Origin of the sequence: Robertmurraya dakarensis, from assembly GCF_900156875.1 — a bacterium.
In the GTDB taxonomy this organism is placed as follows: Bacteria; Bacillota; Bacilli; order Bacillales; family Cytobacillaceae; genus Robertmurraya; species Robertmurraya dakarensis.
This window is the reverse complement of sequence record NZ_LT707409.1, coordinates 515,072-529,529: the sequence shown is the minus strand read 5'-3', so window position 1 is coordinate 529,529 and position 14,458 is coordinate 515,072. Positions and strand designations below refer to the sequence as shown.

At 39.2% G+C, this 14,458-nt stretch carries 14 protein-coding genes and 1 pseudogene; 1 reads left to right on the top strand and 14 read right to left on the bottom strand.

Going from position 1 to position 14,458, the window contains the following annotated elements:
* The first annotated feature begins 283 nt into the window (after positions 1-283).
* Entirely contained in the window at positions 284-1,858 is a 1,575-nt protein-coding gene (locus CZ487_RS11700) for a hypothetical protein (protein ID WP_139339564.1), read from the top strand.
* Between the two features lie 176 nt (positions 1,859-2,034).
* On the opposite strand, the gene CZ487_RS26610 is transcribed toward CZ487_RS11700, so the two are convergent.
* The 14 genes and pseudogenes from CZ487_RS26610 to CZ487_RS11635 form a co-directional block, all read right to left on the bottom strand.
* Positions 2,035-2,187, bottom strand: a complete 153-nt coding sequence (locus CZ487_RS26610; RefSeq protein ID WP_154676029.1) for a hypothetical protein — start codon at positions 2,185-2,187, stop codon at positions 2,035-2,037.
* A 1,014-nt stretch (positions 2,188-3,201) separates the two neighbouring features.
* A complete protein-coding gene (locus CZ487_RS11695; RefSeq protein ID WP_077215286.1) occupies positions 3,202-3,873 on the bottom strand; it encodes a M50 family metallopeptidase in 672 nt (223 codons plus the stop codon).
* A 199-nt stretch (positions 3,874-4,072) separates the two neighbouring features.
* Complete coding sequence (locus CZ487_RS11690) at positions 4,073-5,683, bottom strand: FMN-binding glutamate synthase family protein (RefSeq protein ID WP_077212339.1); 1,611 nt, start codon at positions 5,681-5,683, stop codon at positions 4,073-4,075.
* A 401-nt stretch (positions 5,684-6,084) separates the two neighbouring features.
* Positions 6,085-6,279, bottom strand: a complete 195-nt coding sequence (locus tag CZ487_RS11685; RefSeq protein ID WP_077212338.1) for a hypothetical protein — start codon at positions 6,277-6,279, stop codon at positions 6,085-6,087.
* A 171-nt stretch (positions 6,280-6,450) separates the two neighbouring features.
* Entirely contained in the window at positions 6,451-7,296 is an 846-nt protein-coding gene (locus tag CZ487_RS11680; protein WP_077212337.1) for a hypothetical protein, read from the bottom strand.
* A gap of 192 nt (positions 7,297-7,488) precedes the next feature.
* Positions 7,489-7,647, bottom strand: a pseudogene (locus CZ487_RS26320) (AAA family ATPase); the annotation flags it as partial.
* A 61-nt stretch (positions 7,648-7,708) separates the two neighbouring features.
* On the bottom strand, positions 7,709-9,079 hold the full coding sequence (locus tag CZ487_RS11670) for an MFS transporter (RefSeq protein ID WP_077212336.1): 1,371 nt from the start codon (positions 9,077-9,079) through the stop codon (positions 7,709-7,711).
* A gap of 143 nt (positions 9,080-9,222) precedes the next feature.
* A complete protein-coding gene (locus CZ487_RS11665; protein ID WP_077212335.1) occupies positions 9,223-9,672 on the bottom strand; it encodes a PaaI family thioesterase in 450 nt (149 codons plus the stop codon).
* Between the two features lie 73 nt (positions 9,673-9,745).
* Positions 9,746-10,321: a TetR/AcrR family transcriptional regulator gene (locus CZ487_RS11660; RefSeq protein ID WP_077212334.1), complete on the bottom strand. Its 576-nt coding sequence runs from the start codon at positions 10,319-10,321 to the stop codon at positions 9,746-9,748.
* A 263-nt stretch (positions 10,322-10,584) separates the two neighbouring features.
* On the bottom strand, positions 10,585-11,619 hold the full coding sequence (nadR, locus tag CZ487_RS11655; protein ID WP_077212333.1) for a multifunctional transcriptional regulator/nicotinamide-nucleotide adenylyltransferase/ribosylnicotinamide kinase NadR: 1,035 nt from the start codon (positions 11,617-11,619) through the stop codon (positions 10,585-10,587).
* The gene (gene pnuC / locus CZ487_RS11650) at positions 11,616-12,314 is read right to left on the bottom strand and encodes a nicotinamide riboside transporter PnuC (RefSeq protein WP_077212332.1); all 699 of its coding nucleotides are present in this window, start codon (positions 12,312-12,314) and stop codon (positions 11,616-11,618) included. Before pnuC ends, nadR begins: the two co-directional genes overlap by 4 nt.
* Positions 12,315-12,375: 61 nt before the next feature.
* Complete coding sequence (locus CZ487_RS11645) at positions 12,376-13,158, bottom strand: NUDIX domain-containing protein (protein ID WP_077212331.1); 783 nt, start codon at positions 13,156-13,158, stop codon at positions 12,376-12,378.
* A 252-nt stretch (positions 13,159-13,410) separates the two neighbouring features.
* On the bottom strand, positions 13,411-13,788 hold the full coding sequence (locus CZ487_RS11640) for a nuclear transport factor 2 family protein (RefSeq protein ID WP_077212330.1): 378 nt from the start codon (positions 13,786-13,788) through the stop codon (positions 13,411-13,413).
* Between the two features lie 104 nt (positions 13,789-13,892).
* Entirely contained in the window at positions 13,893-14,339 is a 447-nt protein-coding gene (locus tag CZ487_RS11635) for a hypothetical protein (RefSeq protein ID WP_077212329.1), read from the bottom strand.
* Between the last annotated feature and the right edge of the window lie 119 nt (positions 14,340-14,458).

Sequence of the window (14,458 nt, the reverse complement as noted above, 5' to 3'; positions counted from 1 at the left end):
CCTTTTATAACAATATATCATCATTTTAACAGAATATTCAGATAACTAAAATTAAAAAATGATTCTTCCATTTCCAAAGTATTATTTTAGATTTGCGAAGCAACAACGAGTAAAGATTTTCCTAATCAGGGGAAATGTGGTACTGCCCTAACATTTTATTCTACTATATAATATAGTTTAGAACATCAGGACATGAGGGATAAATGTGATTACCAAAATAAAATTTAGATATATGGTAAGCATTTTAATTATTTTTTCTATTATTGGGTTAGGAATTTATTTCTTGTTTAATAAAACTATACATATACAGATTGAAGGGAATCTGTACGGTGAGAATGCTGAATTTCAAGGAAATGATGTTAAATTAGAGAAAATAAACAGCGAAACGAAATCCTTTGTCAAAGCCAAAGATTTTTCCACAACCTATCAACTTTCTTCCCGTATACTCCCCCGTACTTATGGGAAGTTAACCGTTACCATTAGAAAATTAGACAACAATGATTTCTTTGTCTTTACCAAATTTGAAAATAACACCGAACAACCAATTATGATTGACCTTTCTTTTCCTTTTGAGAAAGACTTTACAAACTATGAAGTTACTCGTTTTCATTCTGAGAAAATCGTCCATGAACATGATACAACACTAGGAGTTGATCCAACCTCTACTCCACACGGCTTAGTTGAGTTAAAAGGACCAAAAACATATGCCAACCTTGTAGTTAGCAAGAATTATAATTCGGTTGAGCTAACAAAAGAATATAATCATAGACAGAAAAGCCAGTTACGTGAGCTGATAGACGAACATGATGGAACAGAAATCACGAAAAAAGAGAATTCTATTATTCTCAACGTACCTCATTTTGCCGAAGGACAAAGTTTATCAGAGAGCTGGATCTTACACTCTGATCAACCGCTTTTTAACAAAAAGGTAAACTTTGAAGAATGGGAAAAGCATACCTTGAAGGAATACAAAAAGATTAACAAATGGTACACGGCGGAGGGCCCTTATGGGAAGCTGCCATGGTCTATTGAGCCAGGTACGAAGCTTGGTTATGGACGGTACTTCTCTCTTGTGCATGATCGTCGTCATGTAGATCATTATGAAAGGACGAAAGAAAGATATTTTTATGATTTTATCGTGAACTCAGCCGTGAATTTATTGGTCTATGATTCTAAATTAAATAAACCAATCCAAACCGAGATTACCAGCACATGGCTGAAAGATAATTATGGCATCATTGCTCCTTATTATGACACACGGTTTAATGAATACCTTGCGATTCATCTAAAAAGAATAAGCAAACTTTTAGATGTACCTGAATATGAGGAGATGGCACTTTTCTATGCAGATTATTTGTTGGAACAGGTAAAAAAGAAGAATTTTATCAAGACGGATCATGGTTACCTCATTAGTGATTTCTATGGAAGTACCCAAAAGAAAACGACACATACCTCTTTAAACCATGCTTTAGGCGAAATGAACTTTTTACTAGACAGCTATGAGAAGACTAAGAAGGAGGAATATTTGACCGTCGCTTTAGATATTCAAAAAGGCATTGAAGATATAGGAGATAAATGGATTAGAGATAATAAGGATTTATGGTACCAATTAAATCCTGATTTTACTTTCCATGGAAAAGACTATCCACTCCTAACTTTGGAAGACTTGTTAAAAGCTCAGAAGAAACTTGTACAAGTTGATCTAAAAAGAAGTCCAATCTTTGACCGATTAATAACATCTAAAACTCAGTACCTAGTAAATGACAAAATAGAGATTACGAGAAAAGTCGTCACCTCCTTACAAGAACAAGGATACGGAGATTTGGTGAAAGATTATTCACATATTTCGGATTACTAAGACTTAATATCGACTCCTTTCCCGACTACAGTAATGTTTTACTAAGTTGGGGGACTGCCACCGATATACTTTTTTGAAGACCATTGCATACTTGCAGGTGGACCTCTTTTGGTTCTCATCCCTTTTATGATGACCGTTACCTGCTTGCGCTGGAACTCTTTCGGTTGTGATCCCTATTATGAAGACCGATAACCGCTTGCGGCTGGACCTTTTTCGGTTCTCATCTCTGTTATGAAGACCGCCTCCCGCTCGCGGCTGGACTTCTTTCGGTTCTCATCCCTTTTATGATGACCGTTACCCGCTTGCGCTGGAGCTCTTTCGGTTCTCATCCCTTTTATGAAGACCGATAACCCGCTTGCGCTGGAGCTCTTTCGGTTCTCATCCCTATTATGAAGACCGTTACCCGCTTGAGGCTGGACCTCTTTTGGTTCTCATCTCCTTTATGATGACCGTTACCCGCTTGCGGCTGGACCTTTTTCGGTTCTCATCCCTATTATGAAGACCGATAACCGCTTGCGGCTGGACCTTTTTCGGTTCTCATCTCTGTTATGAAGACCGCCTCCCGCTCGCGGCTGGTCTTCTTTCGGTTCTCATCCCTTTTATAATGACCGTTACCCGCTCGCGGCTGGACTTCTTTCGGTTCTCATCCCCTTTATGATGACCGTTACCCGCTTGAGGCTGGACTATTTTTGGTTCTCATCCTTTTTATGAAGACCGTTCCCTGCTTGCGCTAGAACTCCCTCGGTCCTCATCCCCTTTATGATGACCGCTACCCACTTGCGGCTGGACTTTTTCGGTTCTCATCCCCCTTATGATGACCGTTACCCGCTTGCGGCTGGACCTCTTTCGGTCCTCATCCCCTTTATGATGACCGTTACCCACTTGCGGCTGGACTTTTTTCGGTTCTCATCCCCTTTATGATGACCGTTACCCGCTTGAGGCTGGACTTTTTTTGGTTCTCATCCTTTTTATAAAGACCGTTCCCTGCTTGCGTTGGAACTCCCTCGGTTCTCATTTCCTTTATGAAGACCGCTACCCACTTGCGGCTGGACTTTTTCGGTTCTCATCCCCTTTATGATGACCGTTACCCGCTTGCGCTGGAACTCTTTCGGTTCTCATCCCCTCTATGATGACCGTTACCCGCTTGAGGCTGGACCTCTTTCGGTTCTCATCCCCTTTATGATGACCATTACCCGCTTGAGGCCGGACCTCTTTTGGTTCTCATCCCTTTTATGATGACCGTTCCCTGCTTGCGGCAGGGAAAAAGGGTCTGTCCCCCAGTGCACTAAAGCTTTACTTTACTGGAGGACAGACCCTTTTTCCACTTTTTCCAAATAAAATCATCATTCAACCCGATAGGCCCCCGCCTTGAGACCAGCTAAAAAGAAAACTAAAGCCTGGCAAAAAAAGAAGATTCCCCAAAGCTGGGCAGGAATGAAAAATGTTGCTCTTGCCAGTCCTGTTGCGTCCCCTGCAGCTAATGGCTGAATAAAGCTTAGAAGCATGATTGTATAGGAAGAGGAAATGGACTCAACCATAAGGACACTGGCAATAAAAAGCAAAAAATATTGAACAAATGCTCCTGAACCTTTATATAACAGCAGCAAAAACAGCGCACCAAAGGAAACTAGCCAAAAAATGCCGTAGAAATTACGAACCCAAAAGATAAGATTGCCGCTAATGAATACAAGCAAAATGACAATGAACACCTTATATTTTTTTCTGCTGATGAGCCAAAACGCTAAAAAAGCAAAGAAAGATGAAAAAACATAGCCTGACACCCCAGTTAAAAATCCGCCAAACCAACCAGAGTGGCTTGTGTACGTAACACCTTCAGTGTTCAAAAATAGAGAAATGTGCTGGACCTTTCCGCCAAATAGTGCCATAAGTGCATGCCCGGATTCATGTATCACAGTGTTAATGATCTTTATATAGTTGCCAAAGATTGGAATGTTAACTAGAATCAGCGTCAAAATAATAAAAACAACAAATTTGGAGCTGAATTTTTCCTTCATTAATTTCAAGCGAAGACACCTCGTTTTGGGAGCAACATTCATGTTATTGCAATCCATACTTATTTTTTGATAATCTGATAGTTTGAGTTTATCATAAGTTTCTAAAGTTTAAGCAAGGATTTGAATGATGTACACTCCCCGAGAAATCTTGTTTCACAGAAGGAGCAGCGAACATTTTTACTACAAAGCCCTTCTTTACTTATAATGCCATCTGATCCATCGATGGTTTTATCAATCCGCGCATATACTCGCTGCCTGTAAACAGCTGGCCGTTCATGGCTTTATACATGATATGCTTATCATTAAATTCGGTTGGTGAGGCTAATCCTGCAGCTGCTGCCAGATTGAAAAGACCTTCTCTCGTCGATACGACATAGTTACATACCCGGTACATTTTTTCTTCTACAACTAACGCTTTTTCACGGTCCGGATCTGTTGTGGCGACGCCGACAGGGCATGTATTACTGTGGCAGGTTTGTGCCATAATACAGCCAACCGAGATCATGAAGGCACGGGCTGTCGTAATTAAATCCGCCCCAAGACAAAGGGCATACGCCATTTTATCCGGTGTGACTAGTTTTCCGGAGGCAATCAGCTTAACCCTATTTCTTATTTGATACTTTTTCAGTATTTCATGGACAATTGGAAGAGCTGTATAAAGCGGCAGGCCTGGGCCATCTGCCAGCTCTTGATAGGTAGCACCTGTACCGCCTTCACCGCCATCAACGGTAATAAAGTCTGGCACCTTCCCCTCCTCTGCCATCACTTTCACCATTTCTTCCACTTCATCCCGGCTGCCGACAACCATTTTAAATCCTACAGGCTTTCCGCCGATTTCTCTAAGCTGCTCAATAAAATCCAAAAGCCCTTTCGTATCATTGAATTGACGGAAGCGATTGGGGCTGTCGATTGTTGTCCACGGTTTCACACTTCTGATTTCGGCAATTTCAGGTGTCACCTTTTCAGCCTCGACATGTCCGCCGCGAATTTTCGCCCCTTGACCAAGTTTCAGTTCAAATGCTTTAATCTGGTCCAACTCACTTTTCTGTTTGAACAGCTCCCATGAAAAATCTCCCTCAGCCGTCCGAAAGCCAAACAATCCCGGTCCAATTTGCGCCATAATGTCAACATTTCCGATTTGATGATAGTTAGAAAGCCCGCCTTCTCCCGTATTCATCCATGTTCCGCCGGCAAGACCCAGTCCTTTGGATAAAGCGGTGATGGCATTTTTCCCCAAGGAGCCGTAACTCATGGCAGATTGCCCGACCAATCCTTTTAGATAGAATGGTTTTCTGCAGGTCTCTTTGCCTAGTATGATTTGATCCTTTTCCGACAAATAATATGGCTCCACTTCTGTCTGCTCCGAATGTTCCTTCCTGCTCATTAACCTTTCACTATCAATCTTATAAACTTGAGTTTGAATCTTGGGCTTTTGCTCAATACGAAGATCTTCCCTCTGCGTTGGAAACATCGCATTTCGAATATAAAACCCTGTTTCATCAAAATTCCTTTCCGAACCAAAGGAGGTAATTCGCTGTTTGTATTTGCCCGATTTGACAACTCCCTCGTACTGATTCCTTGTAAAAGGCTTCCCTTCATCATTGTTCAAAAATAAATATTGTCTTAATTCAGGCCCAATTTTCTCAATTATGTACCTCATCCGTCCTAACACCGGATAATTTCTTAAAACCGCGTGTTTTTTTTGACGTGCATCACGGTAGGAAATCCAAAGATAAAGCCCGATTGGTACAATAAAAACCACCAGCATTAATACCAAAATTGCAATAGTAAGGATTAGTGTCCAACTCATTTTTATCGCCTCCCTTAAATGATTCTATGAGTCTGCAATAATTATAGTCTAACAAAGTATTGGCTGAAATTGAAAAAAAGGGGCCTGTCCTAGGAACGTGGGGACGGTTCTGGCGTTTCATGGTTACCCATCTTCGAAACATGAACACAGGAACAAAAAAGAACCTGTCCCCCAGTGCAATAAAGCATTACTTTACTACGATGGGGGACAGGATAGGCACCAGCATACCATGGGAAATTGGACCTATCCCCTAGTACAGTAAACAAGGTCTTATCCATAAATTGCACAATTTAAAATTTAATTATGGGATTTCTATCAATTGGGGGCAGGCACTTGCTACAAATAATAAATTGGTAAGGTTTAGTCACACCTACTTTTATAATTCTATAGTTAACTCTTTTTTATACTTGCTCTTTTACTTCTAGAAATATATGTTCAGGTACACGAGTTACCCTTTTAATACCACGTTCCACAATTTCAATCTCTTCCTCAGAAAGGCCTTCTTCTGTATATAAATCATGTAGTGCATTTTTTAAATCTTCTATACGGCGTTTTTCTTCTAGGATCTTTAATTGTTTCTCAAATACCATTGTCATTTCCATCGCCTCCCAAATTAAATTCTTCGTATCTTCATTTATAAACTTGCGGTTCATTACAGCATTGTACCCAACAAACTAAATCTTACTTCGTCAGCTTTCATAGTAGTAACGATTTCAACAATTTCTTTGACACGTTGATCTGGAGTAGCGTTTTTTTCCATGTTTTGCTTAATTAACTTTATATTTTTCTTTTGGCTCTAACACCTGATATTCAGGAAAATGCTTCTTTAATGTAATCCTTAAAAATTGGTCGCCTAAATAATCTTTGTCTACTTCCAACTCTTTCCCCTGGATAAAGTGGCGTGCCGTAAACATCTCTTCACTATATTCATTTATTATAGATACATGGGCATTTAAGAACGGAATTTCCGCTAATAATTCCTTTAGCTCCACATCGATCAATTGATTAAATTGCGCGTCTGTTAGATGCTGAAAATTCTCTTTATTGAATTTTATTCGTGCATAGATCGGTGTTCCTTCAAACACATCTTCAACTTTTGCATTCTGTAAAAGGATTTTATCACCGTAGAGCTTTTTAATCGTATCATAATGTTTGGTAAAATATTCTCGCTCCAAGTCTCCCACCCGTAAATACGGGTCTTCAACGGAGACAAATAGGTCTTCATATACTTTTCTCTCAAAATCATCCGTTAATTTATTGAACACATCCGCAATCAAATCTTCCTGTATGGGATAATCATTATAAATCGTTACAGAATGTTTTTCTCCATAAGCATCGGTATACTCTAATTCCCAGCCTAAGTACCTAACGGTCGGCACGTAGAAAGGTTTATCGGGTGAGGTCAAATACTTGAGTTTCCATCTTGTATATTTACGTTCTGATACGTAGAAAGGTTTATACATGCCCTCTACTTCTCTTTCCTCCACGACCTTCCATTGCCCCAACATTTCATCCAAAACGTCCTTATATGTCTCGGTAAAATCCTCATCATAACTTTTCCCACATCCTGCTAGGAACAGAACGAAGACGAACAGACAAGCCACTCTCTTCAAATTGCCACTCCTTTATTCCACTATATTCCATCTAAAACTACAAATATATTAACCTATACTTTTGCTTCCGTTCAATCATACATACAGAATACACTGGGAAAATAAAAAATAGGGTCGTCCTCCATTTCTCTAACGATTTAGTAGAGTGAGGGACTGACCCCTCCTCGGTTCCTAAACCGCCAAACTCCCTTTCTATAACTCCATTGCCTTTTCTAACCGCTCCTGATAACTCCCGCTCATGCTCACAAACTCAATTCCGTTTTCTTTCAATACTTCCTTCAAACGCTGATTATTTTGTTCACGAACCTTTTGTTCCCCATGCCCCCTTAAACCATCATCCACCCATTTGACGTCAGGCTCTAACCCTGAGAAGCGAAGGTATGAACTTTTTGCTTCTTACTTCCATTCGGAATTAACTTGGCTGCATTACCTTAGCTTTTCGGTAATATAAACCATATATGACAAAAGCCATAAGAATCACAAAGGAAAAACTTCCATAAATATTTCTATAAATCATTTCTGCGGATGAACTTTCTTGAACTGTTAATAATAAACCAGAAACTGTCACCCCGAGACCTCCGCCGAAAAATTGCATTAATTGGACGATTCCTACTCCAGAACCTATAAGATTCATCGGAAGAATCCTGGTTACCTCATTGGAAATACTCGTTGAAAGTGCTGTAAAACCAATACTTGCGAACATGTATGTTGATAGTATGAAATAAGGACTAATGGTAGAATACAAGGCAAAAATGATCGTAGCACTTAATAAAAATAAAAGTCCTAAAGTAATCAATGGTGCATTCCCATAACGGTCAATTAATCTTCCTATGAATGGTCCAGCAATTACTGCAATAATTGCTCCTGGAAAAATGATTATGCCCACCTCTACTGGGCCTATGCCAAATACAGTTGCAAGAATAATGGGCATTAAAAATAGATTGGAAAAGTTAATGAAAAAGGCTGAACTACCAATCAATAGCATTTTTCTATATTGCTTATTTCTGAGAAGTGTTGGCTGAATAAACGGCTCTTCTGTTCTTTTAAGATATTTCCACCATATTGCAAAAAGAATAACTGTCCCTAATAAAATACCATAGGAAAACGTGGATAGAAAAAGGAGCAGACCTGTCACTGAAAGTCCTGTTAGAATAGCACCGATTAAATCGAAATGCCCTTTTTTGATATTCTCTTTAGGCAATAACTTTATTAAAAAAGGTATACATAGGACAGATATACTAGTGACAGCGAAAAGATAATTCCATCCTAAATATTGAGTAATGACTCCACCTATTACAGGACCTAACCCGAAAGCCAAAGAGGCACCAGAGGCAATAATGGCCATTGCTTTTCCACGCCTTGAAAGGGGAATATAGCGCCCAGCCATGATCATTCCCAATCCCATAACCGATCCTGCCCCAGCAGCTTGAAGAATTCGAGCCCCTAATAATAGTAAAAAATGAGTTGAAAAGAACCCTATTAACGATGCTATTGTTAAGATGCTAATACCATACAGTAAGAGCCTTGAGATGGGAATAAAATCAGATAATCTGCCAAAAGTCAACGTTGAGAGGGCAAACATGATGGAATAACCAGAAACGAGCCATGATGCGGTTGATGAACTTAAGGTAAAGTCGTTTAGTATAAAAGGTAATGCAACATTAAACATGGTCGTATTCATGACAACTAGCAATGTCGTAAAACTCCAAATGAAAATCAGTTTATTCTCTTTAATGGGTACTTCGCTTTCGGATCGGGGTGAAGATAGTGAAATAGAAGACATATAAACACACCTTTTTAAGAATATTCGGAAAATATATTTGATACTATCTTTGAGATTCTTTATTATTTTTCTTTTAATAGGAGAGCGAATACTTCCCAAAACAGGCGATCAACGAGTAATTTAGGTCAAGTATCCAACCAATTCTATTGTCCTGATTTTAGTCTTTTTCTCCCTGGATTCCCCTTCAAAACCATACATGTGCTAGTGGAATGGGCAACGAGACTTTGTTTTTCGTCATACACATGACATTCCAGTAATCCGACTGAAGATCCTTTTTTTATAAGCTGGCCTTCAGCACGAAGTTTGGATTTGAAGATCGGCTTTAGAAAGTTTAATTTAATCTCAACGGTTGTAAAGAGTTCGTCATCTGCCAATGTGGTTGCAAAAGCATACCCCATTGCAGCATCTGCAATATCACATAAAATGCCTCCGTGCAGCGTTCCCATCGGATTATGTAATCTTTCAGTTGCGTCCATTTCAATGACAACTCTACCTTCTTCAACATCTGTTACAGTAAAACCAAGTACCTGTGCAACAGGTGCGCCTGGTATTTCCCCTTTTGCCATTTTCTTTAAAAGTGCTAAACTCTTCATTATTTCCACCATCCCTAAAAATAATAGAATTAAACAAAACCATCACCATTTTAGAACGATCATTCTAAAAAGTTCAGTCTAATACCTCTAAAGTTGAATCAATGATGTTTTGTAGTTTTTTTTGATCATTCGTTGTTTTGGCTAATACTCTTATACCAATGAATGAATTATGAATGAATTGAGCAGTCTTTTCTACATCAAGTTGATGAGATACTTCTCCATTCATTTGTCCTTGTAATAATAGTTCTCGTATTAAAGATTCTGTTTTACTAAAGCTTTTTTGAATTCTGTCAGCGATTTTCGGATCATGCAATGATAGCTCTACTGCTGTATTGACAATTAGACATCCTGGAGGCTTTTCATCATGAGATGCAACAGCCATTTCAAACATCTCTCTTATCGCAGATTTAACTGAACTTGTAGGTTGAAGTCGACTTTGAATTCTCCGATCCACAATTTCTTCGAAGAGCTGTAAAGCCTTCAAAAACAACGTCTGTTTATCGCCGAATGTGTCATAAATGCTTTTACGATTTATTTTTGTAAAATCTACAAGATCTTGCATTGACGTTTTTTCATATCCATTACGCCAAAACAGCACCATTGCTTTGAGCAAAACCTTAGTCTCATCAAATTCTTTGTTTCTAGCCATCTTACACCTCCTTTTGGAAATATCATACTCTTTTTAGAACGATTAGTAAAGAATAATCTGATAATTCGAAAAGTATTTATTCGGAGGAATGTGGGGACGGTTCTCGCGTTTCTGGTAATCCAGTGATTAGAATCCACTAACCCTATTTCCCACAATAAAGAGGCTACTATATGTTTATCATTTAGCAGCCTCCAATATATAACTATAGTTAGTACCTAAGTCTTTTTACAATCTGACTTAGAAATGCCCTCTAAATAAATCCCTTAAACACCATAACCGCCAAACTCCCTCCCTATCAACTCCATCGCCTTTTCTAATCGCTCCTGATAACTCCCGCTTATGCTCACAAACTCAATTCCGTTTTCCTTCAATACTTCCTTCAAGCGCTGATTGTTCTCTTCACGATCCTTTTGTTCCCCATGCACCCTTAATCCATCATCCACCCAATTCACGTCAGGCTCTAAAAATAAACATAAATCGTATTTTTGGATCCTAGCCATTTCATCTAGAACCCGTTGAGTTTTACGATTATAGAGTTCTGAATAAAACTGAGTGACAGCTGCTTCCGTGTCAATAAAGACGATTTTATTTGCCCTTTTACTAGCTTCATATTCTTTTATTTTATGACCGTAGGCAATGAGCGGATAATCCTCCTCCAGCATAATCCCATCACAGCCTCCCAACTCTTCACAAAAATCCCTGCCATATTCGCTTACATAGGTTGTGTTATAAATTTGTGCTAGATTTCTCGTAAGCGTTGATTTTCCACAGCTTTCCGTCCCCAACATCACGACCTTTTTGATAAAATAAGGCTTCGTAACCTGTGGAATGTAGTTCCAGTAATGAAACACACCTTTCTTTCGAATCTCCGTTGCCGATATTGGAACTTGTTCCCTCTCTGGATCAATCAACACATGCTTTGCCTCGGGATATAGCTCTTGGAAAATCGGGTCATAGTCCAGTTCCGAACTAAACACCACATCAATGTTCTTCCCAATTGCCTTCTTTATTTTTAAGGCCCCTTCCTCCCAATTGTAATCTTCATCTCCATCATGATCTTCCACTTCCATGACTTTGACATGCTTCATCTCTTTCGTCAGCTGCGACAGCCAGCGAAGCCGAATCCTACTTGGAATATGTGGCAGCATACTCCCCTCACACAGCTCCCGGTCCCTTTTTTCACTATGTGACAACACCACATACAATTCATCGACCATCGTAGAAGCTTTAATGACGGCGAACACATGACCTTGATGGAGCGGTAAAAATTTCCCACCGTAAAATCCAACCTTCCTCATAACCTTTCCTCCCCCTTCTGCTGTCTATAAACTTTCGACCAGTTGTAATAGCCGTAAATACTGTTGATCAGAAAAGCCGACCACATAACAAGCATCGATACATCGCTTCCTCCTTGTAAAATCAAAGCCTTCAGCCAAAGAGCGATAGATAGCACATTCACCGCAATCCAAAATAACCATTGTTCCGTGAATCGTTTCAGCATAAGAATCTGCGCAATCACCGACAATGTCGTCGTGGCCGAATCGATCCAGACTACATTGCCTCCTATTCTTCCAAGCAAAGTAGCGTATAGAACAAAGATGACGAGGAATGAAACTAACGTAATAATCCACCCTTTTTTCGTTAAAACACTGACTTGAATTTCTTCTCCTTGTACTGTTTGTTTTGCACGATGTTTTTTCCATAAAAAGAGGCCAACAAACTGCAGCGGAAAATAAAACAAGGCATTCAGCATAACCTCACCATACAGGCCATAACCGTAAGAGATGTACGCATAGGTTCCGGTCTGGATAATCCCAAAATAGTAATTGCTGATCTTCCCCTTCGCAACCAACACAACACAAAGCATTCCAGAAATCGAGGTAATTAACCCGAGAATCGTATCATCCCAGGCAAAAAACAAATACACATTCACAAGTGTAAACGTAACAATCCATAGCTTTTCAAACAAAGACCAGTCCTTTAAAACTTTCATTTTTCCCACTCCCGATTTTAATTATTAATTAACAAATTGTTAATTATTATAAAGAAAAAAATTAATATTTGGCATTATAGATCGATACATACGGATCAAAATCATTAAACCGGTACAGCTGCGCTTTGTTTTTCGACCAGCGATTGGTTTTTTGAGGCTCTCCATCCTTTACTACTTTTTCAATAAATGGAAGCGTAGGTGCTTTTCTGAAAAATTGTGAATCTAGCTTTAACCAAGGGTCATCCATGACAGTTAGCAATACTCCTTGGAGCTCAGATAGCACAAATTCCTTTGGTAAGAAGTTTTTCGCCAGCGTTGTTAATGACATATCTTTTTTGATGAACCATAATGCGTCTTCGATAATTTTCTTGTGATCAAATGCCAGTTCAAGCTGAAACACTTCATCCATCGAGAATAACGCTACCTCCTCTGCGTCATCTGCTGCCTTTCTTTTTACCAGCTTATTCTCAGGAACTATTGCATAATGGGCATTCGAAAGGATCCAGCCCCGCTGATCACGACCAAGTTTGTCATACACGCCAAAGTGCTTAATCTTTAATCCATCTATCCCCGTCTCTTCTCTTAATTCACGAACAGCTGCATCATAAGCCGTTTCCTCCGGCTTAATAAACCCACCAGGCAAAGCCCATTTTCCTCTTTCTATATTGAGCTCCCCTTCTTTGGTTTTCTCAGCCCGCTTAATCAACATAATTTTCAACTCTTTTTCTGGCGGCTTATAAGGACCGACTTCCGTTGATATAATCGTAAAAACAGCAATATCACTCGTATATCCATCAGGAGTCCGATATTTACTAGCATCATAACCTAACAGAGTCTCACTCATCTATTGATCACCTCATCCAGTTCAATTGATGATTAACATATTGTTAACTGTTATTAATAATATATCATAACCTTGATAATATGTTCCATAATATGATCGACAAAAAAATGTTTTTTTCTAATTTTGTCGTCTAACCCTATTTTTCAGATAAGCTTTACTAAATCTTTATGAAACCCAATCTTTAATTCACACTGCAAATAGAAAAGAGCATTTCTTATACTTAGGTAATGCTCAGCTTATGAATACACCATGCTACATCAAAACACACCATTCATTTGGAGAATCTTCTGGTATAGGCTGGCCCACATCCCACATTTCGGCGATTAGCCCGTTATGAAATCGGAAGATATGGACCACAGCTCCCCCTATATCTTCCGGATTCTGCTTTACATAGGAGTGCACCGCAACGATTTCACCATCTTCTATAACACGTTTTACTTCAAAGATTTTGTGAGGATTCTGAGCGGAACTCTCTTCCATTGCGAGCATAAGAGATTCAGCATCACCACGGAAAAATGGATTATGATGACGGAAATCCGAACCAATGTACCTCCCATATGCTTCTCGTACTTCACCTGAGGCAACTTGCTGCAAAAACGACACTGCCTTCTCTTTTGGAGATTCATTCATTGAAATCACCCTTTCTTTACTCAATTCAAACCTATTGCTTGTCCCCCACCCCCACTACAGCAATGCTTTTCTACACTGAGGGAAACCTTTACCTAAATTTATGATCATTGAATAGCGTATTTATTCCACTCATCATTAAGTAATTCCTTAGCAAAACCATAAAGCTCACCGGTTTTTCCATTGAATCCAATCGGGACTTCAAAATACATATTTTTTGTAACGTAAAAATAAAGATACGCTTCGTGCCTTTCATGATCAGCCTTTGGTTCAATACGTTGAACCGATTGATCGATAATACTTCCATAATAAAGATCATCGAACGACAGATCATCATCGGCCGGTATTTCCTGTTCCATGGCTACTTCGGTCGGGTTTGCCATACGAAAATGAGTAGGCAGCTTTGTTCCTTCGTCCATTTCAACATCTCCAGCAACATAACCTCTATCTATATATGGGTCGCTAATATTTTCAACTGTTGCACCAACCAAATGCTCGAAATAGGATTCGAATGTATTCCCGTAACGGGATAGGAATTGTTCTAAAGTGTACATTCTGCATTAGCCCTTTCTGTATTTGTACAAATTTCTTATCATATTCATTTGTTTGAGTCATGAAATCCTGATCTCTTATTGTTGTTATTTATTATTTAACAATCTGGTTTCTAAATGTA

Excerpts from the sequence above, each read along its gene's own strand:
- CZ487_RS26610 (WP_154676029.1), bottom strand. The coding sequence starts at position 2,187 with ATGAGAACCGAAAGAGCTCCAGCGCAAGCGGGTAACGGTCATCATAAA.
- CZ487_RS11695 (WP_077215286.1), bottom strand. The coding sequence starts at position 3,873 with ATGAAGGAAAAATTCAGCTCCAAATTTGTTGTTTTTATTATTTTGACG.
- CZ487_RS11690 (WP_077212339.1), bottom strand. The coding sequence starts at position 5,683 with ATGAGTTGGACACTAATCCTTACTATTGCAATTTTGGTATTAATGCTG.
- CZ487_RS11685 (WP_077212338.1), bottom strand. The coding sequence starts at position 6,279 with ATGACAATGGTATTTGAGAAACAATTAAAGATCCTAGAAGAAAAACGC.
- CZ487_RS11670 (WP_077212336.1), bottom strand. The coding sequence starts at position 9,079 with ATGTCTTCTATTTCACTATCTTCACCCCGATCCGAAAGCGAAGTACCC.
- CZ487_RS11665 (WP_077212335.1), bottom strand. The coding sequence starts at position 9,672 with ATGAAGAGTTTAGCACTTTTAAAGAAAATGGCAAAAGGGGAAATACCA.
- CZ487_RS11660 (WP_077212334.1), bottom strand. The coding sequence starts at position 10,321 with ATGGCTAGAAACAAAGAATTTGATGAGACTAAGGTTTTGCTCAAAGCA.
- nadR (WP_077212333.1), bottom strand. The coding sequence starts at position 11,619 with ATGAGGAAGGTTGGATTTTACGGTGGGAAATTTTTACCGCTCCATCAA.
- pnuC (WP_077212332.1), bottom strand. The coding sequence starts at position 12,314 with ATGAAAGTTTTAAAGGACTGGTCTTTGTTTGAAAAGCTATGGATTGTT.
- CZ487_RS11645 (WP_077212331.1), bottom strand. The coding sequence starts at position 13,158 with ATGAGTGAGACTCTGTTAGGTTATGATGCTAGTAAATATCGGACTCCT.
- CZ487_RS11640 (WP_077212330.1), bottom strand. The coding sequence starts at position 13,788 with ATGAATGAATCTCCAAAAGAGAAGGCAGTGTCGTTTTTGCAGCAAGTT.
- CZ487_RS11635 (WP_077212329.1), bottom strand. The coding sequence starts at position 14,339 with ATGTACACTTTAGAACAATTCCTATCCCGTTACGGGAATACATTCGAA.